This window comes from Streptomyces sp. NPDC052064 (assembly GCF_055585925.1).
The window spans coordinates 175609-202242 of record NZ_JBVJJE010000001.1; the positions used below are offsets into that span (position 1 = coordinate 175609).

Here is a 26634-nt window from a genome sequence, read left to right on the forward strand (position 1 = left end):
CTCGTCAGTAGCGGGCAAACAAGGGCCTTGACACGTCGGGCGGCTGATACTCTTGCCCGGTGGTTCGGGGCAGCACGCAGAAGCGTCGCGATCAAGCCCCGACGCCGAAGGAACTCCCTTACGAGGGACCGGCCGGAGGAGGTGGGACTGCAATGGACCGAAGTCGACCGTGCAGTAGCACCACGCTCTTCCCGCCGCTGACGTAGCTGTTCTGGCTCTGGCTGGTCGCCACCTCTCGCACTCGCTTCACGCGGAAGAGCGCTTCGTTTCGCTTTGCCTGATCTGCCTCAGTAGCTGAATCAGTAACGAGACTCGCCACCGCGACGGTGCGGTGCTCCCCGCTTTGTGGACGTGCCAAACATCATCGGTCCCAACGTCCTCATTCCGGGCAGTTCCACCTGTCGGGTCCGGCGCCTTTCGTTGCCTGTCGCGAAGGAGCCCGCCATGTCGATGATCCGCGACCTGCGCGCCGTCGTCCGTCCGTCCCGCGTGTCGCTGCGCAAGGAGGGCGGGACGTACGACGCCACCCGCAGCCCCGCGACGTCCTCCGCCGTCGTCGACTGCGCCGTCTACCGGGACGGCCACCGCATCGAGACCGAGACCCCGCTGACCCCGCACGAGGCGGTGCGCCTGGCGCGCCGCGACGGCGGCTTCGTGTGGATCGGCCTGCACGAGCCGACCGAGGCCGAATTCTCCGGCATCGCCAGTGAGTTCGGACTGCACCCGCTGGCCGTGGAGGACGCCGTCCAGGCCCACCAGCGGCCCAAGCTGGAGCGCTACGACGACTCCCTCTTCACGGTCTTCAAGACCATCCACTACGTGGAGCACGACCAGCTCGACGCCAACAGCGAGGTCGTCGAGACCGGCGAGGTCATGTGCTTCACCGGACGGGACTTCTTCATCACCGTCCGGCACGGCGGTCAGGGCTCCCTGCGGGCCCTCAGGCACCGGCTCCAGGACGACCCCGAGCTGCTGGCCAAAGGCCCCTCGGCCGTGCTGCACGCCATCGCCGACCATGTCGTCGACGGCTACATCGCGGTCGCCGACGCCGTGCAGGACGACATCGACGAGGTCGAGACCGAGGTGTTCTCCCCGGGGCGCAAGGGCTCGCCGCGCGGCTCGGACGCCGGCCGGATCTACCAACTCAAGCGCGAGGTGCTGGAGTTCAAGCGGGCCGTGTCGCCGCTGCTGCGGCCCATGCAGCTGCTGAGCGAGCGGCCGATGCGGCTGATCGACCCGGACATCCAGAAGTACTTCCGGGACGTCGCCGACCACCTGGCCCGGGTCCAGGAGCAGGTCCTCGGCTTCGACGAGCTGCTCAACTCCATCCTCCAGGCCAACCTCGCGCAGGCGTCCGTGGCGCAGAACGAGGACATGCGGAAGATCACCTCGTGGGCCGCGATCATCGCCGTGCCGACGATGGTGTGCGGGGTGTACGGCATGAACTTCGACCACATGCCGGAGCTGCACTGGCGGTACGGCTACCCGGTGATCATGGGCATCACGGTGGTCATCTGCCTGGGCATCCACCGCACACTGAAGCGGAACGGCTGGCTGTGAACAGCGTGGATAGGCTGGGGGCCATGACAAGCGAGCTGCTCGGCCAGGCCCTCGTCGAGGAGGCCACGAAGAAGTCCGGCCTCGTCTGGGTCCAGGGGCCCGACGGCCCGGCGCGTGCCCTGTGGCACGTGTGGCACGAGGGTGCCGCGTGCCTGGTCGGCGACGGGCCAGGCGAGCAGCCGCTGCCGGGCCTGGCCGACGGGACCGAGGCCCAGGTGACGGTCCGCAGCAAGGACAAGGGGGGCCGGATGGTCTCCTGGACGGCCCGGGTCACCCAGCTCGCACCGGGCTCCGAGGCGTGGGACGCGGCCGTCGCCGAGCTCAAGGGCAAACGGCTGAACGCGCCCGACGGCGAGGCCATGACCGGCCGCTGGGCCCGCGAGTGCCGGGTGCTGCGCCTGGAGCCGACCGGGAGGACGGCGCCGCTGCCCGACGACTCCCTGTCCGAGCCACCGCTGCCGACCCCGGCGATCACCCGCCGGCCGATTCCGGCGGGTCTGCCCCGCCTGCTGCTGAAGAAGCGCAAACGCCCGTGACGGCCTACGACGTCGGGAGCTGCCTGCCGTAGTCCACCGTCTCGTTCTTCTCCGGCTCCTTGAGGGAGAAGTCCTGCCCCCATGCGGAGAACGTGAGGGTACCCGCCCCACCGGCCCGCTCCAGGCGCAGCGGATACGGCTTGCCCTCCAGGGACACCTCCAGGGTGCCGCCGGAGCCCTTTTCGCCCGAGATGCGGATGGTGCGGATGCCCGCCTGCTCGTCGTGGCCGTCCGTCGCGAGCTTGCCGTGCAGGGTCAGCAGACCGTCGAGGAGGACACCCTTGTCCGTGAAACCGCTGAACTTCTTGTACGAAGGGTCGCCCTGCGGCACCTTCACGAACTTGCCGCCGAGCTTGGACGCCGCGGCAGCGTCCGCCTCGCCGCCCCCGCCCTGGCCCGCGCCGTGACTCCAGAACTCGGCGTCGGCCTTGAGGAAGAGGTGCTCGCCGACGCGCAGCAGCCGGAAGGTCGCCCCCTCGGTGGTGACCGATCCCTCGCCGCCGTCGTCCTTCAGCCGCATGTCGAGCGCGTACGTGCGCCCGCCGCTGACGACGTTTCCGTGCACCCGGACCGCCCCGGCGGACTCGGCGGCCGTACGGGTCTTGGCCTGGATCTTCTCGACGGGCAGTCTGCCGACCCCGTTGGTGCCCTCGTTCGGATCCTCCGCGCAGCCCGTGAGCACCGTTCCGGTCACGGCCAGTGCGCACATCGCGCTCGCGAGTGCGGCACTGTGGTTGCGGCCCTGGCGCATCGGAGTCACAGGTGGGGCTGCCTCTCTGAGGGGAGACCTGAACGGCGTACCGCAGGGTACCGGGCACGTGCGGGCAGGTCGGAGCCAGTCCGTCCGGACCGCCCGCCGACGCGCCCCCGATCGGGACGGGCTAGCCTGAAGCCCACCCGAGCGGGCAATTCGGAAAAGACAGGCACGCAGACAGGACCCACGGAACACCCCGCACGAAAAGGAGCCGCGGCCATGGCAGCGGGCGCCCCCCGGATCTTCGTATCGCACCTCTCCGGTGTCGCCGTCTTCGACCCCGCCGGTGACCAGGTGGGGCGTGTCCGCGATCTGGTCGTCATGCTCCGGATGGCGCAGCGACCGCCGAGGTTGCTCGGCCTCGTCGTCGAACTCGCCACCCGCCGCCGCATCTTCCTGCCGATGACCCGGGTCACCGCCATCCAGTCCGGGCAGGTCATCACCACCGGCGTGCTCAACGTCCGGCGCTTCGAGCAGCGGCCCACCGAGCGGCTGGTCTTCGGGGAGCTGCTGGACCGGCGCGTCACGCTCACCGAGACCGGCGAGGAGGTCAACGTCCTCGACCTGTCGGTGCATCAGCTGCCGGCCCGCCGGGAGTGGGAGATCGACCGGGTCTTCGTCCGCAAGGGCAGGAAGGGAAGTGCCTTCCGGCGCGCCAAGGGCGAGGCGCTGACCGTCGAGTGGACCGCCGTCACCGGCTTCTCCCTGGAGGAGCAGGGACAGGGCGCCGAGAGCCTGCTCGCCACGTTCGAGCAGTTGCGCCCCGCCGACCTGGCCAACGTCCTGCACCACCTCTCCCCCAAGCGCCGCGCCGAGGTCGCCGCCGCCCTCGACGACGACCGGCTGGCCGACGTGCTGGAGGAGCTCCCGGAGGACGACCAGATCGAGATCCTCGGCAAGCTCAAGGAGGAGCGCGCCGCCGACGTCCTTGAGGCCATGGACCCGGACGACGCGGCCGACCTGCTGGGCGAGCTGCCGACGGACGATCAGGAGCGGCTGCTCAGCCTGATGCAGCCCGGGGACGCGGCCGACATGCGGCGCCTGATGTCGTACGAGGACCGCACGGCAGGCGGTCTGATGACCACCGAGCCGATCGTGCTGCGCCCGGACGCCACCGTCGCCGACGCCCTCGCCCGCGTCCGCAACCCCGACCTCTCCCCCGCCCTGGCCGCGCAGGTCTACGTCTGCCGGCCACCGGACGAGACGCCGACCGGCAAGTACCTCGGCACGGTCCACTTCCAGCGCCTGCTGCGCGAGCCACCGCCCTCCCTGGTCAGCTCGATCCTGGACAGCGACCTGCAACCGCTCGACCCCGACGCGGACCTGCCCGCCATCGCCGGGTTCTTCGCCACGTACGACATGGTCGCGGCGCCCGTGGTCGACGAGGCCGGGTCGCTGCTGGGCGCGGTGACCGTGGACGACGTACTCGACCACATGCTCCCGGAGGACTGGCGGGAGACGGAGTTCCACCTGGACGAGGAGGAGGTGGCGACCGATGGTTCCTGAGCGCGAGACCCTGCGCGAGCGCACGCCGTCCGGCTCCACGGCCGCGGGCCGGCCGCGCACCACCCGCCTCGACCAGCCGGGCGTGCCCAGGCGCCGGATCCTGCCCGAGTACGACCCGGAGGCCTTCGGACGGTTCTCGGAACGCATCGCGCGCTTCCTCGGCACCGGACGGTTCCTGGTCTGGATGACGGCCGTCATCATCCTGTGGGTGGCCTGGAACAGCCTCGCCCCGCGCGACCTGCGCTTCGACGAGTACCCGTTCATCTTCCTGACCCTGATGCTGTCGCTCCAGGCCTCCTACGCCGCCCCTCTGATCCTGCTCGCGCAGAACCGGCAGGACGACCGCGACCGGGTCAATCTGGAGCAGGACCGCAAGCAGAACGAGCGGTCGATCGCGGACACCGAGTACCTGACCCGCGAGATCGCCGCCCTGCGCATCGGCCTCGGCGAGGTCGCCACCCGCGACTGGATCCGCTCGGAACTCCAGGACACGGTCAAGGAACTGGAGGAACGGTACGACGGGCACCGTCACGGCTCGGTCGTATTCCCGGCGGAACGGTCACCGGGACGTGACGCAGACGACCGCTGACAGCCTTTCCTACCCCACGGTACGGCGCCGTACCATCGTCCTATGGCTACGGAAGACGCGGTGCGCGAGGCACTGGCGACGGTGAACGACCCCGAGATCCACAAGCCCATCACCGAACTCGGGATGGTCAAATCCGTGGAGATCGGCGCGGACGGGGCGGTCGCGGTCACCGTGTACCTGACGGTCTCGGGCTGCCCGATGCGGGACACGATCACGCAGCGCGTGACCGAGGCGGTCTCCCGCGTGGAGGGCGTCACCCGCGTCGACGTCACGCTCGACGTGATGAGCGACGAGCAGCGCCGCGAGCTGGCGACCGCCCTGCGCGGCGGCCAGACCGAGCGCGAGGTGCCCTTCGCCAAGCCGGGCAGCCTCACCCGGGTCTACGCGGTCGCCTCCGGCAAGGGCGGCGTCGGCAAGTCCTCGGTGACGGTCAACCTGGCGGCGGCGATGGCGGCCGACGGCCTCAAGGTCGGTGTCGTGGACGCCGACATCTACGGCCACTCCGTGCCGCGCATGCTGGGCGCCGACGGCCTTCCCACCCAGGTCGAGAACATGATCATGCCGCCGTCCGCGAACGGCGTGAAGGTCATCTCCATCGGCATGTTCACGCCGGGCAACACCCCGGTCGTCTGGCGCGGCCCGATGCTCCACCGCGCCCTCCAGCAGTTCCTGGCGGACGTGTACTGGGGCGACCTGGACGTCCTCCTGCTGGACCTGCCGCCCGGCACCGGCGACATCGCGATCTCCGTCGCCCAGCTGGTCCCGAACGCCGAGATCCTGGTCGTCACGACCCCGCAGCAGGCCGCTGCCGAGGTCGCCGAGCGCGCCGGGTCCATCGCCGTCCAGACCCACCAGAAGATCGTCGGCGTCGTCGAGAACATGTCCGGCCTGCCCTGCCCGCACTGCGACGAGATGGTCGACGTCTTCGGCACGGGCGGCGGCCAGGTGGTCGCCGACGGCCTGACCCGCACGACCGGCACGAACGTCCCGGTCCTCGGCAGCATCCCCATCGACGTCCGCCTCCGCGAGGGCGGCGACGACGGCAGGCCGGTGGTCCTGACGGACCCGGACTCGCCGGCGGGCTCGGCCCTGCGCGCGATCGCCGGAAAGCTGGGGGGACGGCAGCGGGGCTTGTCGGGCCTGTCCCTGGGGATCACTCCGAGGAACAAGTTCTGATCGAGACGAGCCAGGGGGCAGCGCCCTAAGGGCGCGGGGAACTGCGCGACCGACCACCTCGGACCCGCAGCCGCAGCCGCCCCGAAGTGCCGTACCCCTACGGCGAAGGGGCGCCGAAAACACACGGCGCCCCACACTCACGCGTAAGCGGCGATGTCCTTCACCACGGCGAAGCCAAGCCCGTACGCACTCATGCCACGCCCGTACGCGCCCACATGGACACCCGCGGAAGTCGACCCGGCCAGCACCCACCCGAATTCGGACTCCCGGTAGTGGAAGGCCGTCGGCACCCCATCCACCGGCAGCGACAACGTCGACCAGTGGGACCCGTCCAGGTCATCCGCCAGCACCCACGCCGTCTCCGTCTGCTGCTCCAGCCAGTCGTCCCGCAGGGAGTGGTCCATCTGCCCGGGCCACGTGAAGGACAGCAGCCCCACGCCCGCGAGCCACGCCGCCGAGGACACCGACGTCGCCTCCAGCAACCCCGTACCGTCCGCACTGCGCCGTGAGGGACTCGCCGCCACGGTCACCACGACCGCGAACTTCTCCTTGGCCTCCTGATCACCCCCGGCGGCATGCTCGTTGCGCACCGTGGGCTCGTCACCGTGCCCGATCGACCCGTGTTCCACGGCTCCGTCGGCCGTCGTACCGACCTGCATCAGCCAGCGCGGTCCCGTGAACGCCTCGTCGAGGCCGTACCACGGGAAGGGCGCGCGCAGGTAGCCGTCGACCGTGCGCCGGGCGGAGGGGGCCTGTTGTCCGCCCTCCGCGGCCGACGCCTGTGCGACTGCCCGACTCGTCGTCTCCATGTGCCCGGACGCCTCCTCGCTCTCGTCGGGCCGGAACGGCCCGCCCCCCTTCGGGCGGCGTTGCTGGTCCAGTACGGCCCGCCCATCAACTCGGCAGCATAGCCACACCGCTGCGAGCAGCAGGGAAACCGCCCGGCGCATGGGCCGCGCGTGGGCCTGCTTCAGGCCGTACACAGCCCGACCGGAGTATGAAACGCGTCACGCGCGCCGGGGCATACGCCCCGGTGTATCGCTCAGGTGGCGTCCGCGTCGAAGGGCGGCCGGTCGTCCCGGTCAGGGATCTCGGGCTTCTTCGTCATGTCGATACGGCCACCGGAGGAGCCGGAGGACGACGAGGCGGACGTGTCGGAGTCACGGCTGTGGACGGCGTCGGTGACCTCGGCCATCTCCTTCTTCAGGTCGAAGCCGTTGCGGATCTCCTTGAGCCCCAGGTCCTCGTTGTCCAGCTGCTTGCGGATGAACGTCTTGGGGTTGAGGTCCTCGAACTCGAAGTCCTTGAACTCCGGGCCGAGTTCCTCACGGATGTCGTGCTTGGCGCTCTCCGAGAACTCACGGATCTTCCGGATCGTCCGCGTCACGTCCTGGATGACCTTGGGGAGCTTGTCCGGACCGAAGACGAGCACGGCAAGGACGATGAGCGTCACCAGCTCGAGTGGTCCTATGTCATTGAACACCTGAAGCTCCTTGCGATGTCCTCGGTCCTCGGCCCTCGATGGTCGATGCGGGTCTTGCCGTGGTCCGGGCCGGATCCACGGTACCCGGCGATCCTGTCCGACCGGTACCGTCCCGAGACCTCCGAGTGCGGGGAGTGGGAGCGCTTTCCCGAATGTTTGCCTTCTTCGTCCCTGTAAGTCCCGGACATCACGACTCAGCTGCCTCCGGAGGACCCGAGGACGAGCGACACCGTCCGCTCCTTGCCGGCGCGCTCCACGGTCAGCTCCAGCCGGTCGCCGGGGCGGTGGGCACGGGTCTTGACGATCAGTTCCTCGCCGGAGTGGACGCGCTGCCCGTCGACCTCCGTGATGACGTCGCCCGCCTGGATCCCGGCCTTGGCGCCCGGACCGCCCACGGTCACCGGCGGTCCGCCCTCGCTGCCCTCGGCGGCGACCCGGGCGCCGTCGCCCGTGTAGTCCATGTCGAGAGTGATGCCGATCACCGGGTGGGTCGCCTTGCCGGTGTTGATCAGTTCCTCGGCGACGCGCTTGCCCTGGTTGATGGGTATGGCGAAGCCGAGGCCTACCGAGCCGGACTGGCCGCTGTCAGGCTCGGAGCCGCTGTCCGCCGACCGGATGGCCGAGTTGATGCCGATGACCCGGGCCTTGGCGTCGAGCAGGGGACCGCCGGAGTTGCCCGGGTTGATGGGCGCGTCGGTCTGAAGCGCGTCGACGTACGACATGTCGCTGCCGTCGCCCTTCTCGCCGCCCGCCGTGATGGGCCGCTGCTTGGCGCTGATGATGCCGGAGGTGACGGTGCCGGCCAGGTCGAAGGGTGCGCCGATGGCCACGACCGGGTCGCCGACCTGCACGTTGTCCGAGTTGCCGAGGGGCAGCGGGGTGAGTCCCCGCACGCCCTTCACCTTCACTACGGCGAGGTCGTAGCCGCTGTCCCGGCCGACGAGCTCGGCCTCGGCGGTCTCCCCGCCGTTGAAGGTCACCGTGATCTCGCCGACGGATCCGGCGGCCCGCACGACGTGGTTGTTGGTGAGGATGTGCCCCCGGTTGTCGAGCACGAAGCCGGTGCCCGTGCCCTGTTCTCCGGAGCCGCTCACATGCAGCGTGACCACGCTGGGCAGGGCGCGCCCGGCGATCCCGGCCACACTGTCCGCGTCCCGTCCGGCGGGCTCCTTCCCGGCCTGCGGCAGTTCGACGGTCCCGATGCCGCCGTTGCGCTCCAGATACGTCCCTATGCCGCCGCCGACGCCTCCGGACACGAGCGCGAGCAGCACGGCACCGGCGAGCAGCGCCTTCCTGCCCCGTCGGCGCCGCTGCTCCGGGCTGAGTACTCCGGCCCCGTTCTGCTGGAGGGGGCCGTGGCCGCCGGGGGCCACGGGGGCCGCCCAGGGGTCGTAGCGCTGCCAGGGGCCGGAGGCCTGGGTCGAGGGCCGGGCGTCGGCGTAGACAGCCGCAGCGGGTACCGGCGTGGGGGCGGTGGAGGGCGGCAGGGGCGCGGCGGGCGCGGGGATGCCGGGAGGCGCCGCCGGTGTCCCCTGCGGCGGCGGCACGGGCGTGCCGGGCATGGCCGACCGGTCCACCGTCGTCACGCCGTGTGCCGGTGTCGCCGCCGGATGCTGCACCGGCGGGGCGGGCGCCCAGGGGCCGGGTTCACCATAGGGCGGCGTGCTGTACGGGTCGGGATCGTGCAGGGGCTTGGGGGCGCCGGCGACCGGCAGCACGGCGGCGGTGGAGTTCCCGGCCTCCACAGCGCTCCCGGCAGGTCCTCCCTGGGCCGGCACGGCGGACGTGGCGGACACACCGTCCTCGGCACGCCCAGCAGGCGCCCCAGCGGGCTCGCCGTCGGCCGGTACCGGATCGGGGCGCCTCAACTCGTAGTCGCCACCGTCCTCGTCCGCCCGCGCAACGGGCCGCGCCAGCTCGAAGTCGCCGCCGGTGTCGGCCGAGTCCCCCCGAGCCGGCCCCGTGCTCTCCGGCTCCCCCGAAAGGCTCTGCGGCCGAGGACGGCTCCACCACTTGGCCTTCGCGGGCTTCCCCTCGTTCATGCTCTCCCCACAGCCGCGGCACGGCTCGACGGCGGTAGCCGCAGTTCGTCGAATCGGCGCCACGGCCACGCCTCGGCCGCGGGCGCCACCCCCGGATTCAATCAGGTTCGCTCGCCGCCGCGCAGCGGCCGGTCAGCGGGCCGTTCGGGAGGAGGCGGGAGGAGAGGGGGACGAGGTCGTGTCCGGGAGGGGCACGGCGAGCAGGGGCGCCGCGATCTCGGGGACCGCGGACCACGAGCTCAGGGCGGTCGGCGGGGCCGTCTCGAGCGGGCCTATCAGCGGGGACATCGCGGCGGCACCGGCCATCACCGGGGCGGCCAGCGCGTGTACGGCATGCTGCCCTGCGGCGGAATGCGGCACACCCGGCAGCAGCGGTGCGGACACCTCGGTCGGGGCGACCAGGGTTTGGCCGAGCACACTCTGGCCGTGCACCTGCCCGAGCATCGGCCCGGTACTGCGGCGCCGCTGGGATTCCGGCTGCGCCGCTGCGCCCGTGCCCTGCGTGCGCATCGGTGTCACGTTGCTCCCCGTGCCGGAGCCGCCGCGGGCCTCCGTGTCGATCGGGGCGCCGGTGGTGACGCCGCCCAGGGCGATCGCGGCCAGGGACACGGCTCCGGCGGCCGCGAAGGCGAACCGCAGCCGCGAGGAGGATCTCTCGGGCTCGTGCCGACCGACGTCGTGGATTCGGAAGCCCCGGCTGCCCGGAGGAAGGCCGCGGCCGTCGGACGGCAGGCCGCACTCACCCGAGGGGAGGCCCTGGTTCCCCGCGGAGGACGGCAGCACGGGAACGTGCGGCCGGGCCGGGACGTACCCGAACTCGAACCGGTCGCCACGCTTCGCTCCGAAGGCTCCGGACGATCCGAACCGTCCGGACAGCCCGCCGGGCAGCCCTCCCCCGCCCGGCGATGTGGCATCACCGTCCGGGCCGCCGCCCGCGGGTAGTCCCTGCAGGCGGGCCAGGAAACTCTCGGAGGGGGGCGGCGGGGCCGCCTCCGCGAAGACGTTCTTCAGTCGGCGCTGCGCGTCCACCTCTGCCTTGCACTTCGGGCAGGTGGCCACGTGCGCCAGTACGCGCTCACGCGCGTCATGACCGAGCTCTCCGTCCACCAGGGCGGAGAGTCGGTCTCCCAGGTGCTGCTCTGCGAGGTGTCCCTCGGAAGCTTTCGGCCGTGATCCGCTCACGCGCTCGCGCCCCCTCCTCCCAGTGCGGGAACACGGGGCACGAAGGAGCGGCGCTCGGCGCGCGCCTCCGGTGAGCGGTGCGCGAGGGCCTTGCGCAGCTGGGAGCGGCCACGGTGGATCCGCGAGCGGACCGTGCCGAGCTTGACGCCGAGGGTCGCGGCGATCTCCTCGTACGACAGTCCTTCGATGTCGCACAGGACGACCGCGGCGCGGAACTCGGGGGCGAGGGTGTCGAGGGCCTGCTGGACGTCCGCGTCGAAGTGCGCGTCGTTGAGGACCTGCTGCGGCGAGGGCTCCTTGCTGGGCAGCCGCTCGGCCGCGTCCTCGCCGAGCGCGTCGAAACGGATGCGCTGCTTGCGGCGGACCATGTCCAGGAACAGGTTCGTGGTGATGCGGTGCAGCCAGCCCTCGAAGGTGCCCGGCGTGTACGTCGACAGGGAACGGAAGACACGGACGAAGACCTCCTGCGTGAGGTCCTCGGCGTCGTGCTGGTTGCCGGTCAGGCGGTAGGCGAGCCGGTAGACCCGGCCGCTGTGCGTGCTGACGATCTCCTCCCACGTGGGCGGAGTCCACGCCTGCCCGTCCGCGTCGGTGGTGAAGGTCGCGGTCTGGGCGAAGTCAGCGGCGTGGCTGTGGTCAGCGGTGTCGTTCACGGATGTCGGCCTGCCCGCCGATGTGAAGAAGCGCCGCAGCACTCCTCCCCTATCCACAGGCGCAGCCGCACCTCCCCTGTCAGCTCTGGTGGTGTCCAGTGGAGCCCCTACCATAGCCACCTCGCCCGTTAGGACCGGATAAGCGGTTTTACGAGAATTTGATCTGTGCTGATACGCCTCGTACTGCTGCGTCGGTACTTGCTCGGCGCCTCGATCCACTGCCTGCCCCCCGTCACGGCCCGCGCCACTCGCTCACTCCTCTAAACGACCGGTCCCATCTGCGGGTTCCCGGGGCCAACGGATACAGTCACGCCCAGGCATTCACGGGGACAGGAGAGGGTCATTACCGGCAACCGGCAGACGAGCTGGGCGTTCGCCGACGCCTATGTCGCCGAGGACGACGCGCTGCGCTGGGCCCGCGACCGGGCCCGTGAGGCGGGTCTGCGCTCGGTGTCGCCCGGCACGGGCGCCGCGCTGCGGTTGCTGGCCGCCTCCGTCGACGCGAAGGCCGTCGCGGAGATCGGGACCGGCTGCGGCGTCTCCGGGATCCACCTCCTGCACGGTATGCGCCCGGACGGTGTTCTGACCACCGTGGATTCCGAGCCGGAGCACCAGCAGTTCGCCCGCCAGGCCTTCCGCGCCTCCGACTTCGCCAGCAACCGGGCCCGCTTCATCCCGGGCCGCGCCCTGGACGTGCTGCCCCGCCTCGCGGACGCCGGCTACGACCTCGTCTTCTGCGACGGCGATCGCCTGGAGGTCATGGACTACCTCGCTGAATCGTTGCGGCTGCTGCGCCCCGGCGGGCTCGTCGTCTTCGAGGGCGCCTTCGCGAACGGCCGGACGGTGGACTCCGGTCCGCAGCCCACCGAGGTGCTGCGGCTGCGGGAACTGCTGCGCGCGGTGCGCGAGAGCCAGGAGCTGGTGCCGTCCCTGCTGCCGGTGGGCGACGGGCTGCTGTGCGCGGTGAAACGGTAGCCGGGCCGCACGTTAGCCGAGCGGAAGCCGGGGAAGGCGAGAGACATCGGTGAGAAAACAGCCGCCCCGGCACCTCATGTGATGCCGGGGCAGCTGAAAGGGTATGGTCGCTTGCGCGTCAGCCGACGACCTTCTTGAGGGCATCGCCCAGGGCGTCGGCCTCGTCCGGGGTCAGCTCGACGACGAGCCGACCGCCGCCTTCGAGCGGAACGCGCATGACGATGCCCCGCCCCTCCTTGGTCACCTCGAGCGGGCCATCGCCCGTTCGCGGCTTCATGGCCGCCATGCTCGTTCCCCTTCCTGAAACCCAGCTCATCGTCAAAGCCGACGGCCCCCTGAAGAAGGGCACAGTGCGGTCCTTGAGGCAGGACACGCGACACCGGCATCGAACACATTGCTTCCAAGCCATTATCCCGCATCTCAGGACCCGATGACCAACATCAGTCGGCATCGCTTGGGCAACGCACGCGAGCAAAACCACTCAATTCGGCGATGTGACTGCGATACTCCGCCACCGCACACCCATCCGCCGGACAGATCCGGACGAGAATTCTTTGACGCAGGTCACACGTGCGGTCCGATCACCCGTCGGCGATCTCCGTCATGCTGTCCTCAGACCCGGGGCGTACCGGCCGGTACGTCCCCGCGCAGCGACACGGAGGGGATACACCATGGCCGACACCGTGCTCTACGAGGTGAGCGACGGGCTCGCGACGATCACGCTGAACCGCCCGGAGGCGATGAACGCGCTGAACGTGGCGGCCAAGGTCGCCCTGCGGGAGGCGGTCCGGGCCGCGGTGGACGACACCGCCGTACGGGCGGTGCTGCTGACCGCCGCCGGTGACCGGGCGTTCTGCGTCGGGCAGGACCTCAAGGAGCACATCGGTCTGCTGATCGAGGACCGGGAGACCGGTTCCAGGCAGACCATGAGCACGGTGCGGGAGCACTACAACCCGATCGTGCGGGCGCTGGCCGAGGCCGCGAAGCCGGTTGTCGCCGCCGTGAACGGCGTGGCGGCCGGGGCGGGCTTCGGCTTCGCGCTCGCGGCGGACTACCGGATCGTGGCGGACACGGCCGCGTTCAACACCTCGTTCGCGGGGGTGGCGCTGACCGCCGACTCGGGGATCTCGTGGACGCTGCCGCGGGTGATCGGCCCCGGGCGAGCTGCTGACCTGCTGCTCTTCCCGAGGAGCATCAGCGCGCAGGAGGCGTACGAGCTCGGCATCGCCAACCGGCTGGTGCCGGCCGGAGAGCTGCGCGCGGAGGCCGAGAAGGTGGCGCGGGCGCTGGCCGAGGGGCCGACGGTGGCGTACGCGGCGCTGAAGGAGTCGATGGCCTACGGGCTGACGCACTCCCTGGAGGAGACCCTGGAGAAGGAGGACGAGCTCCAGACCCGGGCGGGCTCCTCCGAGGACCACGCGATCGCGGTGCAGGCCTTCGTCAACAAGGAGAAGCCCCGGTATTTGGGCCGCTGACCTGCTGCGACGGCGTCAGGTGCGCCGCGCGGAGCAGGCCTGGAGGTGGTCGTCGACCAGTCCGCAGGCCTGCATCAGCGCGTACGCCGTCGTCGGGCCGACGAAGCGCAGGCCCCGCTTCTTCAGCGCCTTGGACAGGGCCGTCGACTCGGGGGTGACGGCCGGGACGTCGGAGAGCGCCCTCGGGACCGGGCGGGTGCCCGGCTCGGGGGCGTGCGACCAGATCAGCTCGTCCAGGTCGCCCGGGGCCCACTCGGTCAGCACGCGCGCGTTGGCGAGCGTCGCGTCGATCTTGGCGCGGTTGCGGATGATGCCGGCGTCGGCCAGGAGGCGCTCGCGGTCCTCGTCGGTGAAGGCGGCCACGGAGGCGATCTTGAAGTCGGCGAAGGCGGCGCGGAAGCCGGGGCGGCGGCGCAGGATCGTGATCCAGGACAGGCCGGACTGGAAGGCCTCCAGGCTGAGGCGCTCGAAGAGCGCGTCGTCACCGTGGACCGGGCGGCCCCACTCCTCGTCGTGGTACGTCACGTACTCCGGGGTGGACAGGGCCCAGGGGCAGCGCAGCGCGCCGTCCGGGCCGGCGAGGGCGGCGCCGTCGCTCATGGCCGGTCCTCCTGGCGCGGGTCGGGCTTGTCCATGGACACGTGGTTCCCCGCCGAGGTGTGGTTCTCCCTGGGCGCCGGGCCGTGGCCGGCGGCCGCTCGCGCGCCCGCCAGGGCCGACTCCAGGTCTGCGATGCGGGCGTCACGCTCGGCGAGCTCGGCGCCCAGGCGGCTGAGGGCGTCGTCCACGTCCGCCATGCGGTAGCCGCGGGCGGCGAGCGGGAAGCGGAGGCCCTCCACGTCGGCACGGTCCACCGGGCGGTCCGGGGGCAGCGGGTCCCGCAGCCGCTCGGGGGCGGTCTCGGGCAGCGGGCCGTTCTCGCCGCCGCCCACCACGGCGAGGGTCACCGCGGCGACCACGACGGCTAGCGCGACGACCAGGAACAGGAACATAACCATCGCGGAGCCCCCACGGTCGGATGTGTCGGTGTCTTCGGACACGGATGGTGTCAGGCTCCGATCGTGCCATGCGACTCTGACAGTTAGGGTCGCAGGCGGCGGAAGACGGGACGTACCAGGAAAGGTCACAGCGGATGCTCAGGCTGGGCAGGCGGGAATTCGGGCCGCACGAGCCGGTGATCATGGCGATCGTGAACCGGACCCCGGACTCCTTCTACGACCGGGGCGCGACCTTCCGTGACGAGCCTGCCCTCGCGCGCGTGGAGCAGGCGGTGACCGAGGGAGCCGCGATCATCGACATCGGCGGGGTCAAGGCCGGGCCGGGCGAAGAGGTCACGGCCGAGGAGGAGGCCCGGCGGACGGTCGGCTTCGTGGCGGAGGTGCGGCGGCGGTTCCCGGACGTGATCATCAGCGTGGACACGTGGCGGGCCGAGGTCGGGGCGGCCGTGTGCGAAGCCGGAGCCGACGTACTGAACGACGCGTGGGGCGGGGTGGATCCGGGGCTTGCCGAGGTCGCCGCGCGGTACGGGGTGGGGTTGGTGTGTACGCACGCGGGCGGTGCGGAGCCGCGGACCCGGCCGCATCGGGTGGAGTACGACGACGTCATGGCCGACATCCTGGGTGTGACGGTCGGGCTGGCCGAGCGGGCGCTGGCGCTGGGCGTGCCGAGGGAGTCGATCATGATCGACCCCGGCCACGACTTCGGGAAGAACACCCGGCACAGTCTGGAGGCGACCCGGCGGCTGGACGAGATGGTCGCCACGGGGTGGCCGGTGCTGGTGTCCCTGTCCAACAAGGACTTCGTCGGGGAGACGTTGGATCGGCCCGTGAAGGAGCGGGTGATCGGTACGTTGGCGACCACGGCGGTGTCCGCCTGGCTGGGGGCCCAGGTGTACCGGGTGCATGAAGTCGCGGAGACGCGGCAGGTGCTGGAGATGGTCGGGGCGATTGCGGGGTGGCGGGAGCCTGCGGTTGCCCGGCGGGGGCTGGCCTAGGGCGTCGACCCGAGGTACCAGGGGGCTCCGCCCCCTGGACCCCCGGCTATGCCCACCCGCCACCGGACTCGGTCGGGCAGGAAGCCCGGCTCGCCGCTACCTGCCCGCTTCCTTCGACACCAGTGCCACCGCCTCGTCCACGTCGTCCGTGACGTGGAACAGGAGGAGGTCCTTCTCCGCGGCCTTGCCCTGGGCGATGACCGTGTGACGCAGCCAGTCGACCAGGCCGCCCCAGTACTCACTGCCGAAGAGGACGATCGGGAACCGGGTGACCTTCTGCGTCTGGACGAGGGTGAGGGCCTCGAAGAGCTCGTCGAGGGTGCCGAGGCCGCCGGGCAGGACGACGAAGCCCTGGGCGTACTTGACGAACATCATCTTCCGGACGAAGAAGTAGCGGAAGTTGAGGCCGATGTCGACGTACGGGTTCAGACCCTGCTCGAACGGCAGCTCGATACCGAGGCCGACCGAGATGCCGCTCGCGTCGACGGCGCCCTTGTTGGCCGCTTCCATCGCGCCCGGTCCGCCGCCCGTGATGACCGCGAAGCCCGCCTCCACCAGGCCCCGGCCCAGCCGGATGCCCGCGTCGTACTCGGGCGAGTCCACCGGCGTGCGGGCCGAGCCGAACACGCTGATCGCGGGCGGGAGTTCGGCGAGCGTGCCGAAGCCCTCGATGAACTCCGACTGGATGCGCAGCACGCGCCAGGGGTCGGTGTGGACCCAGTCGGAGGGTCCGCCCGCGTCCAGCAGCCGCTGGTCGGTCGTGCTCGCCTGTACCTGCCCCCGCCGCCGGAGGACCGGGCCCAGGCGCTGTTCCTCCGGCGGCTGCTTCTTCCCCTCGGGGTTGCCGGTCGCCATGTGCGCTCCCTCCGTCGTGCCGGTCGTTCCGCCTCAGCGTAGATCTACGCGGGTTACGAACGAGGGACGTGAGCATGTCCGCGATGGAGCGCCGTAAACACGACGGCGTCCCGGCCCGGTCAGGCCGTCAGCCAGGTCCGCAGGCGCTCCTCGCCCGCGAGGACCTTCGCGGTCTCCACGCGCTCGTCCCGCTTGTGCGCCAAGTGGGGGTTGCCCGGGCCGTAGTTGACCGCGGGGACGCCCAGGGCCGAGAAGCGGGACACATCCGTCCAGCCGTACTTCGGCTTCGGCGTGCCGCCCACCGCCTCGATGAAGGCCTTCGCCGCCGGATGGGACAGGCCCGGCATCGCGGCCGAGCTGTGGTCGACCACCTCGAACTCGTCCACGCCGCAGTCCGCGAAGACCTCCCTGACGTGTGCCACGGCCTCCTCGGGTGTGCGGTCGGGCGCGTAGCGGAAGTTGACGGTGACGACGCACTCGTCGGGGATCACGTTGCCGGCCACTCCCCCGGTGACACCCACCGCGTTCAGGCCCTCGCGGTACTCCAGGCCGTCGATCACCGGCCAGCGGGGCTCGTAGGAGGCCAGGCGGGCCAGGATCGGGGCGGCCGCGTGGATCGCGTTGGAGCCCATCCAGCCGCGTGCCGAGTGGGCCCGCTCGCCCTTGGTCTTCAGCAATACCCGCAGCGTGCCCTGGCAGCCGCCCTCGACCTGGCCGTCCGACGGTTCCAGGAGGACCGCGAAGTCGCCCTGGAGCCACTCGGGGTGCGCCTCGGACACGTGCTTGAGGCCGTTCAGCTCCGCGGCGACCTCCTCGTTGTCGTAGAAGACGAAGGTCAGGTCGCGGTTGGGGGCCGGGACCGTGGCCGCGATGCGCAGCTGCACCGCGACGCCCGACTTCATGTCGCACGTGCCGCAGCCCCACAGGACGCCGTCCTCGTCGAGCCGGGAGGGGACGTTGTCCGCGATCGGGACGGTGTCGATGTGACCGGCCAGGATCACCCGCTCCGGGCGGCCCAGGTTCGTCCGGGCCACGACGTTGTTGCCGAAGCGCTCGACCGTCAGGTGGGGCAGCGCGCGCAGCGCGGTCTCGATCGCGTCCGCGAGCGGCTTCTCGGTGCCGCTCTCGGAGCGGAAGTCGACGAGCCGGGCGGTGAGCTCCGCGGCGTCCAGCGTGAGGTCAAGGGAGGTGTCGGCCATGCCGTCGACCCTAACGCGCCAGGCCGGTGCACACTGTCCCCATCCGGCTCAAGGCACTCCGTACTCTCCAGTACCTTGTACGGCGTGTCATCGCCGTCCTCTCCCAAACGTCGCGGCCGCTTCTTCCGATGCGGGTCCGCGTTCGTGATCCTGCTCGCGATCGCCGGTTACCTCGTGGTGCAGTACGTCACCGGAGGCACAGGCGGGCCGGGCTGCAAAGTCGTCTCCGGCAAGGGCGACGGGGCGTCGTACGAGTTCACACCCGAGCAGGCGGTGAACGCGGCGACGATCGCCGCCGTGGGCGACGGGCGCGGCCTGCCGGAGCGGGCCGTGACCATCGCGCTGGCGACCGCGCTCCAGGAGTCTGCCCTGCGCAACATCAGCCATGGCGACCGGGACTCGCTCGGCCTGTTCCAGCAGCGGCCCTCGCAGGGCTGGGGCACGCCGAAGGAGATCCTGGACCCGACGTACTCGGCCGGCGAGTTCTACGACCACCTGGTCAAGGTGCCCGGCTACACGCGACTGCCGCTCACGGTCGCCGCGCAGCGCGTGCAGCGCAGCGGCTTCCCGCAGGCCTACGCCAAGCACGAGCCGGACGCGGCACTGCTCGCCGCGGCTCTCACCGGGCAGTCCCCGGCCACGCTGACCTGCGAGGGCCGCCCGGCCGCGACCCGGGCGACAGGCCCGGACGGAGTGCGTGCCGCGCTCGCGCGGGACTTCGGGCGCGATGTGCTGGAGCCGGCCGCTGCGGAGGTGGGCCGCTCGCCGGCGGCCACGCCGACGCCGTCCCCGAGCGGCACGGACGGGTCCGACGGACGGACCATGACGCTGCCGGTGGCCGCCGACACGAGCTCCGCCGCCGGGCGGAGCCTGGAGCAGCGCGGTTGGCAACTGGCGCACTGGGCCGTGGCCAACGCCTCCGAGCTGCACATCGCACGCGTCACGTACGCGGGGCGGGAGTGGGTCGCCGGGAACACCGCCAGCGAGTGGCGGGACACCGCGGCGAAGGGCGCGGCGGGTGCGGAGCGGGACCCGGACGCCGTCCGCATCGTGACGATGCGCTAGATCGCGCAGGGGTGCGGGGCTTCACCCCCGGGGGTTACCCGGACGGCGTGGTGGCGACGGTGTGCGCAGGTTCTCATGTCCTCACCCCGGAAACGTGAGAACCCTTGGGAACAAAGGGCCGGAAGGATTCTTCGGGCTTTCCGGTGGGAGCCTCTTTGCCCGTTTTTTTCCGCAGGCGATAATGCGACGCATTGCCAACTCTTTACGTTGCGGCGCCGCAACCTTCGCGGGCTTCGAGCGGTAGTCACTGCGTCCGAGCCGGGGAGATCAACAGCCAGTCGATCAACTCCCGGACCCGGCCGGACACTTCACAACCTCACCGTTCTCTCCCGTCGAAGGAGCACCATGTCCCTCCCCCTGACCCGCCGGATCGCCCGTGCCGCGTTGATCGTCGCTGCGGGAGCGGCTGCCGGGGTCGGTGCGGCCGGCTCCGCCAGCGCGGCCCCCGAGCTGCCGGCCACCCCGAACGTCGGCGGTCTCACCGCCCTGGACGGGGCGGACGTCGGCGACAACGTCGGCGGCGCGACGCAGCACGTCACCAAGTCCGCGGGTGACACCGGCAGCAAGGCCGTCAAGAAGGCGGTGCCGGCCACGGGCAAGACCAGCGGCAAGTCGGTCAAGAAGACCACGCCGGTCGCACAGAAGGCCGCCGGTGACGCGGCGGGCTCGGCCGAGCAGCTCGTCGGTGACGCGGCTGGTTCGGCGCAGGGTGGCCTGCCGACGGACTCTCTGACGAAGGGTGGGGTGCCGTCGGCTGACTCGGTGCCGGTCAAGGGTCTGCCGATGGGCTGACGCCACGTCTCAGCCGCCGAGGGGTCCGGGGAGTTTCCCTGGACCCCTCGGTTTGTGGGGGTTACAGACGCTCTACCGCCGCCGCTACCCGCTCGTCCGTCGCCGTCAGGGCGACGCGGACGAACTCGGCACCTGCCGGGCCGTAGAAGTCGCCGGGGGCGACCAGGATGCCTCGTTCGGCCAGGTGGGCCACCGTGGCCCAGCAGGATTCGCCTCTCGTGGCCCACAGGTAGAGGCTGGCCTCGCTGTGCTCGATGCGGAAGCCGTGGGCGAGGAGGGCCTCGCGCAGGAGCTCGCGGCGGGCGGCGTAGCGCTCGCGTTGGGCGCTGACGTGGTCGTCGTCGCCGAGGGCCGCGATCACCGCTGCCTGGGTCGGTGCCGACGTCATCATGCCGCCGTGCTTGCGGATCTCCAGGAGGGGAGCCAGGACCGCGGGGTCGCCGGCCAGGAACGCCGCCCGGTAGCCGGCCAGGTTCGAGCGCTTGGAGAGGCTGTGGACCGCGACGATGCCCTCGTACGAGCCACCGTTGACGTCCGGGTGCAGCACCGAGACCGGGTCGGCCTCCCAGCCCAGCTCCAGGTAGCACTCGTCGGAGAAGAGCAGGATGCCGTGCTCGCGGGCCCAGGCGACGATCCGGGTGAGCTCCGCCTTCGACAGAACCTTGCCCGTCGGGTTGGACGGGGAGTTCAACCAGAGGAGCTTCAGGCCCTCGGGGGCCAGCTCCGTCGGGTCGTCGTAGACCTCGTACTCGGCGCGGGCCAGACGAGCCCCCACCTCGTACGTCGGGTAGGCCAGGCGCGGGTAGGCCACCCGGTCGCCGGGGCCGAGGCCGAGCTGGGTCGGGAGCCAGGCCACGAGCTCCTTGGAGCCGACGATCGGCAGGACATGGCGGTGGGTGACGTCCCGGGCGCCGAGGCGGCGCTCGACCCAGCCCGTGATCGCGTCGCGCAGCTCGGGCGTGCCCCAGACGGTCGGGTAGCCCGGGGAGTCGGCCGCGGCCACCAGCGCCTTCTGGATCAGCTCGGGGACCGGGTCGACCGGGGTGCCGACCGACAGATCCACGATGCCGTCCGGATGGGCGGCGGCCGTGTCCTTGTACGGCGTCAGCTTGTCCCAGGGGAAAGTGGGGAGACGGTCGGAGACTGCGGACACGGTTTCTGGCTCACTTTCTGGTACGTACGAGCCGTCGCGGCAAACGCCTCGGCCCCGCACGGCGACCAGGGCGTGGTCGGGCCGTACGGGACCGAGGCGGCACGGATGTGCGGGCCGCTTGCGGTGACTAGGCCTGCGGCGGCAGCGCGGCGATGAAGGGGTGGTCGCGCTCGATCAGCCCCAGCTTGCTGGCGCCGCCGGGCGAGCCGAGCTCATCGAAGAACTCGACGTTCGCCTTGTAGTAGTCCTTCCACTCCTCCGGAGTGTCGTCCTCGTAGAAGATCGCCTCGACCGGGCAGACCGGCTCACAGGCACCACAGTCGACGCATTCGTCCGGGTGGATGTACAAGGACCTGGAGCCCTCGTAGATGCAGTCGACCGGGCACTCCTCGATGCACGCCTTGTCCTTGACGTCGACACAAGGCTGCGCGATGACGTAGGTCACGCTGTCGTTCCTCCTCGATAGGGCGCTGGCGGGCCTCCTCAGGCTCCGCCGCCTGGCGCGCGGGAGCGCGGCGTCGTCGATGCCCACCCCTAGTATCTCCGTTCCTGGGCATGATCCGAACAGGAGGGGTGAACTGACCTGTGGAAATCTCTGCCGCCGGGCGACTCGAGGTCCGTATCACCACTGCTGACGTGGGCAAACGGGTCTCCGTACGGAGCTTGATCGAACATGAGGCTCCGGGTGAGAAGTTCACCGACACGGTCGGTGTTCTCACATCATGGGACAAGGGTGTGTTGCTGATCACACGCAAGGATGGCGAGAGCGTCCGCATCGCGGAGTCCACGCTGGTCGCGGGCAAGGTCGTGCCCGCCGCGCCGGCGCGTCGCCGCGGTCCGGCCGCCTCCTACGAGGAGCTGGCCCGGGTCGCCGCGCGGGCCTGGCGGCCCGTGGAGGGCGAGCGGCTCGGGGACTGGGAGCTGCGGGCCGCGTCCGGGTTCACACGGCGGGCCAATTCGGTGCTGCCGCTCGGTGACCCGGGCGTGTCCCTGGATGCGGCCCTCGACGCCGTTCGGCGGTGGTACGGCGAGCGCGGCCTGCCCGCCTACGTCCAGACCGCGACCGGTGCCGAGGGCACGCAGGAGTCGCTCTGCGCGGAGCTGGAGGCACGGGGCTGGGTGCGAGAGGTGACCGCCGAGATGTGGGTCGGGCCGCTGGCGCCGATCGCCGACCTCGCCGAGCCGTCGGGGGTCGCGCTGTCCCGGGACGCCGACGAGGCGTGGCTGGCGCGGTACCAGCGCAAGGGCGTGAGCGAGGTCGCGCTGCGGGTGCTGGGATCGGGGTCCCCCGGCTCGAGCGAAGCCGAGAGCGGGGGAGGGCCTTCGGTGTGGTTCGCGACCGTGCCCGGTTCGGCGGAGGCAGCGGCTCCGGCCGCCATCGGGCGGTGTGTCGTCGACGGGCGGTGGGCCGGGTTCGCCGCCGTCGAGGTCGATCCGGATCTGCGGCGGCAGGGGCTGGGCACGGCCGTGATGGCGGCGCTGGCCCGGCGGGCCCTCGACGAGGGTGCGTCGGCCGCGTGGCTCCAGGTCGAGGCCGAGAATGAGGGAGCGCGGGCGTTGTACGCCGGGATGGGTTTCGCCGCGCACCACGCCTACCACCACTACCGGGAGCCGGATGCCCGCGACTCCGCCCGGTAACCGATCGTCGTGAGAGGGCACGAGCCAGCTATGCGTCCCCCGTATCCCCCGTCCCCCGAGCGTTCCGCCGAGCTGCGGCGGCGGTTCGCCGAAGAGGCCCGGTCCGAGCGGCCCGATCTGTCGACGCTGTGCCTGCTGGTGGGCGCGGAGGCGGACGGAGCGCTGGACGAGACGGGCATGGACGCCGCGCAGGTCGAGCTGGACCGGCTGGCCGGGCTGCTGCCGTACCGGCCCGGGGGGCCGCGGGCGTGGGCGGTCGCCTTGCGGGAGCTGCTCGGGGACCGGCTGGGGTTTCACGGCACCCCGGCCGACTATCAGCGCCTGGAGTCCTCACTGCTGCACGAGGTGCTGGAGCGGCGTCGTGGGCTGCCGATCCTGCTGTCCGTGGTGTGGATGGAGGTGGCCCGGCGGGCCGGGGCGCCGGTGTACGGGGTGGCCCTGCCGGGGCACTTCGTGGTCGGGTTCGGGCCTGACGAGGGGCAGGTGCTTGCCGACCCGTTCGACGGCGGGCGGGTGCTGACGGGGGCGGACGCCGAGTTGCTGGTGGCCGGGGCGACGGGGACACACCTTGATGCGTCGATGCTGCGGCCGGCCGATCCGCTGGACGTGGTGCTGCGGATTCTGAACAACGTGCGGGCGTGGGCGGCGGCTCGGCCGGAGCGGTCGGATGTGGCGTTGTGGGCGGTCGAGCTGTCGCTGTTGTTGCCCTCGCATCCGGCTCGGTTGCGGTACGAGCGGGCGCAGTTGCTGGTGGGGCGGGGGGATTTTCTGGATGGGGCCGTGGAGTTGGAGGCCTACGCGGAAGTGGTGAGGGCGGTGGATGAGAGGGCTGCCGAGCGGGTGCGGGGGGAGGCTCACGCGGCCAGGGCGATGCTCAACTGACGCCTTCTCGCCGTAGGGGCCTTGTTTGCCACCAGCCCTTTTCCCGTGCTGCTCGGAGTGCCTCTGCGCGGTTTCTCACTGCCGGCTTCTGGATGGCTGTGCCGGGGCGCCGGGGCCTCGCGAACCGTCGCCCGCGCCCGTGCCGTCGTGGTGGAGGGTCAGTGCGCAGCCTCTCGGGTGACAGCGACGAAAGCCCCTGCCCGGTGTGGGCAGGGGCTTCGTGCGGCCGGGCGTCCGGAGGTCAGTTCGGCGTGGTGTCGATGACTCCGACGCGCTCCGCCGACGTCTTGCCGCGCAGGGCCTCGCGCAGCGCGATGACGACGTCCTGCGGCCTGACGTCGCGCTTGCCGCTCGCGCCCTCGATCTTCACGCCCTCGAACGTGGTGCCGTACGCCTCCTGGAGGGCCTTGAGGTTGTACGTGTCCACGAGCTTGCCGTCGACGGCCTTGAAGCTGAGGATCTTCGGCAGGGACAGGGCGCCGAACGGAATGCTGTGCGCCGCGTCGGTCTGCACGATGGCCTTGGCCGACATCGCGGGCTGCGCGAAGTCCTTCAGCACCCGGTCGACCTCGGCGTTCGAGACGGTCGGCTGCCGGGTGGTGGTCGGGAGGTTCACCGTGCCGGCCGTGCCGGTCTCCACCTGGGAGCGGTACGCCTCCTCCACCGCCGTCGTCGACTTGGCGAGGTCGATGCCCTTGCCCGCCTTGCCGTACACGGGGACGGCCTTGCCGCCCTGGAACTTGATGGTGCCGTCGGTCGCCGATCCGGAGCCGCCCGCGGCGTTCTCCAGGGAGGCGTGCAGCTTCTCCTCGTCGACGGGCATGACGGGCGTGACGACGCGGTGGTTGCCGAAGAGCGAGCCGATCACGGAGACCGGGTTGTAGTCGCTCTTCGCCGCCGCGTCGGCCGTGGCGTCCATGTCGAACTGGAGGCCCGCGTTGTCCGGGTCGAGGGCGACGGTCCTGCCGCCCACCGACAGCTTCAGTTCCTTGCCGACGCGGTCGTCGAAGGCCTCGTCGAGCTTCTTGACCGCGCCGTCACGGGTCGTGCCGCCGATGTCCACGCCGAGCACGGTGGTGCCCTTGGGCACGTCGGTGCGGTTCATCAGCAGTCCGGCTCCGTAGACGCCACCGGCCACGACGACCACGCCGACGGCGAGCAGCACGAGCTTGTTGCGCCCCTTCTTCTTCGGCGCCTTCGAGGAGCTCGCCGGGGGCGGGGAGACCGGCTCGGGCAGCTTCGGGGCCGTGTGGGGCACCGGGCCGTCACCGGGCGCGCCCGGACCGAACGGCGAGGCCGCGCCGGGCGGTACGACCGGGATACCGCTGGTGACGGTGTGCCCGGAGACGTTGTCGTGGCGGGCGGCGTAGCCCTGGCCGTCCGGAGGCTCGGGGGCCGGCTTCTGCGGGGTGAGGATGGCGGTGTCGTCGCTCATCCCGCCGCCGGGGCCGCGGCCTGCGGCGCCGTGGCCGGTGGGAGCGGCAGCGCCGGGGGCGCCGCCGACGGGGCCGGGGCCACCGGGGCCCGCGGGGGCGCCGGGGCCGCCAGGGCCTCCGGGCTTGCCTGTACCGGCGGGGCCGCCAGGGCCTCCGGGGTTGGCCGTACCGGAGGGTCCGCCGGGTCCGCCCGTGCCGGCGGGGCCGCCTATGGCCCCGGGACCGGCAGGTGCGCCGGGGCCGCCCGGTCGGCCGGGGTCGTTGAAGGCGCTGGGGGCTCCGGGGCCGCCGGGCGCGCCGGGGCCACCGGGACCGCCGGGGCGACCAGGCTCGCTGAAGCCGCCGGGGCCACCGGGACCACCCGGCTCGCTGAAGCCGCCGGGGCCACCGGAGCGACCCGGCTCATTGAAGCCGCCGGGGCCACCAGGACCACCCGGCTCGCTGAAGCCGCCGGGGCCACCGGAGCGACCCGGCTCATTGAAGCCGCCGGGGCCGCCAGGACCACCCGGCTCATGGAAAGCGCCAGGTCCGCCGGGGCCGCTCTGTTCGTTGAAGCCGCTCGGTCCGCCAGGGCCACCCCTCGGTGGGACCATGGAGCCGTCCCCCATGACCGGACCGCCCGTCGGGCCGGCCGGGCCCTGGGGGCCGGGGCCGCCGGGCCCGCCCGCGTCGCCGAAGCCGTTGGGAGCGCCCTGGCCGCTCTGACCGCCGTAGCCCCCCTGACCGTTCTGGCCGCTGAGGCGGTCGTTCTCCGAGAAGTACGGCAGGTCGTCGCGGCGCGTTTCGCCGCCGTTGCCCGGGGCGGGACGCGAGCCGTTGCCGAGCGGGCCCGCCGCCAGTGCCTCGGTGACGTCGAAGGAGCCCGTGCCGCCGCCGTGCCCGGGCGCGACGGGGCCGCCCGTCGCGCCGCCGGGGAGCCCCGCACCGTTCGTGCCGCCGGGCCGGGAGCCGCCCGGCCTGCTCATGGAACCGACCACGCCTCCGGGCCGCCCGGCACCGGAGCCGCCCGCAGCGGGGCCGCCGGCACCGGTGCCACCGGTGCCAGGACCACCCGCACCGGAACCACCCGCCGGACCCGAACCGCCCGGCAGACCGGCCCCGTTGGTGGAGCCGCTCCCCTGACCGCCCTTGGCCGGGCCGGACTTGCGGGGCGCGAACCAGTCGCTGGTCGGCTTGTCCTCGGCGGACTGGGTGGGCTCGGCAGGAGGCTCGACGGTGCCGGTTCCTCTGGGCGTGGCGGCGCCCGGAGACGTCGCTTCGCTGCCCGCGCCGGCACCGGAACTGGTACCGGTGTCGCCGGAGCCCTCCGCATCCGCGACGGGCTTGCGCACCACCACGGGCGGAATGGGCCGTGACCCGGGGATGTTGATCCGGATCCGGGTCGTCAGCGTGGTCTCGGTCTTGCGTTCCTCCGGCCGCGTGGCCGAACGGCCCGCTTCCGTACCGCCGTCGGAGACCGTCGGGGTCCCGTAGGGCGGCGTACCCGACGGGTAGGCGGCTCCGCCGCGCCCGTTGGGCCCGGAGGACGGAGTGTCAGTTTCACGACTCAAGGCAGGTTCTCCCGGTTGGCTCCGCCGCCCGACACAACCTCACGCGGGCAGCTCGGCGGCGCGCACCACCATACTGGCCACTTCTCACCCGTATCCCAGGACCGCTGGGGAAACTCACACCGGACCCCCACGGGCTCGTC

General features: G+C 71.8%; 26 protein-coding genes. 12 read left to right on the top strand and 14 right to left on the bottom strand.

Annotated features, from left to right (window positions below; all coding sequences use genetic code 11):
- The first annotated feature begins 444 nt into the window (after nt 1–444).
- Complete coding sequence (locus ACZ6TU_RS00845; protein WP_467678833.1) at nt 445–1560, top strand: magnesium and cobalt transport protein CorA; 1116 nt, start codon at nt 445–447, stop codon at nt 1558–1560.
- Nucleotides 1561–1583: 23 nt separating this feature from the next.
- Nucleotides 1584–2096, top strand: a complete 513-nt coding sequence (locus ACZ6TU_RS00850) for a hypothetical protein (protein ID WP_467678831.1) — start codon at nt 1584–1586, stop codon at nt 2094–2096.
- Nucleotides 2097–2100: 4 nt separating this feature from the next.
- On the opposite strand, the gene ACZ6TU_RS00855 is transcribed toward ACZ6TU_RS00850, so the two are convergent.
- The gene (locus ACZ6TU_RS00855) at nt 2101–2856 is read right to left on the bottom strand and encodes a hypothetical protein (RefSeq protein WP_467678830.1); all 756 of its coding nucleotides are present in this window, start codon (nt 2854–2856) and stop codon (nt 2101–2103) included.
- Between the two features lie 213 nt (nt 2857–3069).
- Here ACZ6TU_RS00855 and ACZ6TU_RS00860 point away from each other — a divergent pair, with 213 nt between their 5' ends.
- From ACZ6TU_RS00860 to ACZ6TU_RS00870, 3 genes are read left to right on the top strand one after another with little or no spacing between them, the layout of a single operon-like run.
- Nucleotides 3070–4356: a magnesium transporter MgtE N-terminal domain-containing protein gene (locus tag ACZ6TU_RS00860; RefSeq protein ID WP_467678829.1), complete on the top strand. Its 1287-nt coding sequence runs from the start codon at nt 3070–3072 to the stop codon at nt 4354–4356.
- Complete coding sequence (locus ACZ6TU_RS00865; protein ID WP_467678828.1) at nt 4346–4945, top strand: DUF1003 domain-containing protein; 600 nt, start codon at nt 4346–4348, stop codon at nt 4943–4945. Before ACZ6TU_RS00860 ends, ACZ6TU_RS00865 begins: the two co-directional genes overlap by 11 nt.
- Nucleotides 4946–4987: 42 nt before the next feature.
- On the top strand, nt 4988–6121 hold the full coding sequence (locus ACZ6TU_RS00870) for an Mrp/NBP35 family ATP-binding protein (RefSeq protein WP_467678826.1): 1134 nt from the start codon (nt 4988–4990) through the stop codon (nt 6119–6121).
- Between the two features lie 137 nt (nt 6122–6258).
- On the opposite strand, the gene ACZ6TU_RS00875 is transcribed toward ACZ6TU_RS00870, so the two are convergent.
- From ACZ6TU_RS00875 to sigE, 5 genes are all read right to left on the bottom strand, one after another.
- Complete coding sequence (locus ACZ6TU_RS00875) at nt 6259–6930, bottom strand: hypothetical protein (RefSeq protein ID WP_467678825.1); 672 nt, start codon at nt 6928–6930, stop codon at nt 6259–6261.
- A 233-nt stretch (nt 6931–7163) separates the two neighbouring features.
- Nucleotides 7164–7604, bottom strand: coding sequence for a sec-independent translocase (locus ACZ6TU_RS00880; RefSeq protein WP_467678823.1), 441 nt, complete (start codon nt 7602–7604; stop codon nt 7164–7166).
- 194 nt (nt 7605–7798) lie between these two features.
- Entirely contained in the window at nt 7799–9646 is a 1848-nt protein-coding gene (locus ACZ6TU_RS00885; protein WP_467678821.1) for a S1C family serine protease, read from the bottom strand.
- 132 nt (nt 9647–9778) lie between these two features.
- On the bottom strand, nt 9779–10828 hold the full coding sequence (locus ACZ6TU_RS00890) for an anti-sigma factor family protein (RefSeq protein WP_467678819.1): 1050 nt from the start codon (nt 10826–10828) through the stop codon (nt 9779–9781).
- Nucleotides 10825–11595, bottom strand: coding sequence for an RNA polymerase sigma factor SigE (gene sigE / locus ACZ6TU_RS00895; RefSeq protein ID WP_467678818.1), 771 nt, complete (start codon nt 11593–11595; stop codon nt 10825–10827). The genes ACZ6TU_RS00890 and sigE overlap by 4 nt, the downstream gene beginning before the upstream one ends.
- Nucleotides 11596–11757: 162 nt before the next feature.
- Here sigE and ACZ6TU_RS00900 point away from each other — a divergent pair, with 162 nt between their 5' ends.
- A complete protein-coding gene (locus ACZ6TU_RS00900; RefSeq protein ID WP_467679080.1) occupies nt 11758–12456 on the top strand; it encodes an O-methyltransferase in 699 nt (232 codons plus the stop codon).
- A gap of 118 nt (nt 12457–12574) precedes the next feature.
- Here the strand turns inward: ACZ6TU_RS00900 and ACZ6TU_RS00905 are convergent, their stop codons facing one another.
- Complete coding sequence (locus ACZ6TU_RS00905; protein ID WP_003966491.1) at nt 12575–12742, bottom strand: DUF3117 domain-containing protein; 168 nt, start codon at nt 12740–12742, stop codon at nt 12575–12577.
- Between the two features lie 385 nt (nt 12743–13127).
- On the opposite strand from ACZ6TU_RS00905, the gene chcB reads away from it, so the two are divergent.
- Nucleotides 13128–13931 carry a 2-cyclohexenylcarbonyl CoA isomerase gene (chcB, locus tag ACZ6TU_RS00910; protein ID WP_467678816.1) on the top strand — a complete coding sequence of 268 codons (804 nt, stop codon included), beginning with the start codon at nt 13128–13130 and terminating at the stop codon, nt 13929–13931.
- A gap of 15 nt (nt 13932–13946) precedes the next feature.
- On the opposite strand, the gene ACZ6TU_RS00915 is transcribed toward chcB, so the two are convergent.
- Both ACZ6TU_RS00915 and ACZ6TU_RS00920 read right to left on the bottom strand, forming a co-directional pair.
- Nucleotides 13947–14531 carry a DNA-3-methyladenine glycosylase I gene (locus ACZ6TU_RS00915; protein ID WP_469545711.1) on the bottom strand — a complete coding sequence of 195 codons (585 nt, stop codon included), beginning with the start codon at nt 14529–14531 and terminating at the stop codon, nt 13947–13949.
- Nucleotides 14528–14929 (bottom strand): DivIVA domain-containing protein, encoded by a 402-nt coding sequence (locus ACZ6TU_RS00920; protein WP_467678812.1) that lies wholly within the window; start codon nt 14927–14929, stop codon nt 14528–14530. The genes ACZ6TU_RS00915 and ACZ6TU_RS00920 overlap by 4 nt, the downstream gene beginning before the upstream one ends.
- A gap of 134 nt (nt 14930–15063) precedes the next feature.
- Here ACZ6TU_RS00920 and folP point away from each other — a divergent pair, with 134 nt between their 5' ends.
- Nucleotides 15064–15924, top strand: a complete 861-nt coding sequence (folP, locus tag ACZ6TU_RS00925; RefSeq protein ID WP_467678810.1) for a dihydropteroate synthase — start codon at nt 15064–15066, stop codon at nt 15922–15924.
- A 96-nt stretch (nt 15925–16020) separates the two neighbouring features.
- Here folP and ACZ6TU_RS00930 read toward each other — a convergent pair whose 3' ends face one another.
- Both ACZ6TU_RS00930 and dapE read right to left on the bottom strand, forming a co-directional pair.
- Nucleotides 16021–16779: an LOG family protein gene (locus ACZ6TU_RS00930; RefSeq protein ID WP_467678808.1), complete on the bottom strand. Its 759-nt coding sequence runs from the start codon at nt 16777–16779 to the stop codon at nt 16021–16023.
- 119 nt (nt 16780–16898) lie between these two features.
- A complete protein-coding gene (dapE, locus tag ACZ6TU_RS00935) occupies nt 16899–17978 on the bottom strand; it encodes a succinyl-diaminopimelate desuccinylase (protein WP_467678807.1) in 1080 nt (359 codons plus the stop codon).
- A gap of 84 nt (nt 17979–18062) precedes the next feature.
- Here dapE and ACZ6TU_RS00940 point away from each other — a divergent pair, with 84 nt between their 5' ends.
- Both ACZ6TU_RS00940 and ACZ6TU_RS00945 read left to right on the top strand, forming a co-directional pair.
- Nucleotides 18063–19043, top strand: coding sequence for a VldE C-terminal domain-containing protein (locus tag ACZ6TU_RS00940; RefSeq protein ID WP_467678805.1), 981 nt, complete (start codon nt 18063–18065; stop codon nt 19041–19043).
- A 345-nt stretch (nt 19044–19388) separates the two neighbouring features.
- The gene (locus ACZ6TU_RS00945) at nt 19389–19835 is read left to right on the top strand and encodes an ATP-binding protein (RefSeq protein WP_469545718.1); all 447 of its coding nucleotides are present in this window, start codon (nt 19389–19391) and stop codon (nt 19833–19835) included.
- Nucleotides 19836–19896: 61 nt separating this feature from the next.
- On the opposite strand, the gene ACZ6TU_RS00950 is transcribed toward ACZ6TU_RS00945, so the two are convergent.
- Both ACZ6TU_RS00950 and fdxA read right to left on the bottom strand, forming a co-directional pair.
- On the bottom strand, nt 19897–20988 hold the full coding sequence (locus tag ACZ6TU_RS00950; protein WP_467678801.1) for a bifunctional succinyldiaminopimelate transaminase/glutamate-prephenate aminotransferase: 1092 nt from the start codon (nt 20986–20988) through the stop codon (nt 19897–19899).
- 127 nt (nt 20989–21115) lie between these two features.
- Entirely contained in the window at nt 21116–21433 is a 318-nt protein-coding gene (fdxA, locus tag ACZ6TU_RS00955; protein WP_010047804.1) for a ferredoxin, read from the bottom strand.
- A 140-nt stretch (nt 21434–21573) separates the two neighbouring features.
- On the opposite strand from fdxA, the gene ACZ6TU_RS00960 reads away from it, so the two are divergent.
- A complete protein-coding gene (locus tag ACZ6TU_RS00960) occupies nt 21574–22626 on the top strand; it encodes a GNAT family N-acetyltransferase (RefSeq protein ID WP_467678799.1) in 1053 nt (350 codons plus the stop codon).
- A gap of 30 nt (nt 22627–22656) precedes the next feature.
- Entirely contained in the window at nt 22657–23508 is an 852-nt protein-coding gene (locus ACZ6TU_RS00965) for a transglutaminase family protein (protein WP_467678797.1), read from the top strand.
- Between the two features lie 241 nt (nt 23509–23749).
- Here the strand turns inward: ACZ6TU_RS00965 and ACZ6TU_RS00970 are convergent, their stop codons facing one another.
- The gene (locus ACZ6TU_RS00970) at nt 23750–26494 is read right to left on the bottom strand and encodes a hypothetical protein (protein ID WP_469545723.1); all 2745 of its coding nucleotides are present in this window, start codon (nt 26492–26494) and stop codon (nt 23750–23752) included.
- Nucleotides 26495–26634: the final 140 nt, after the last annotated feature.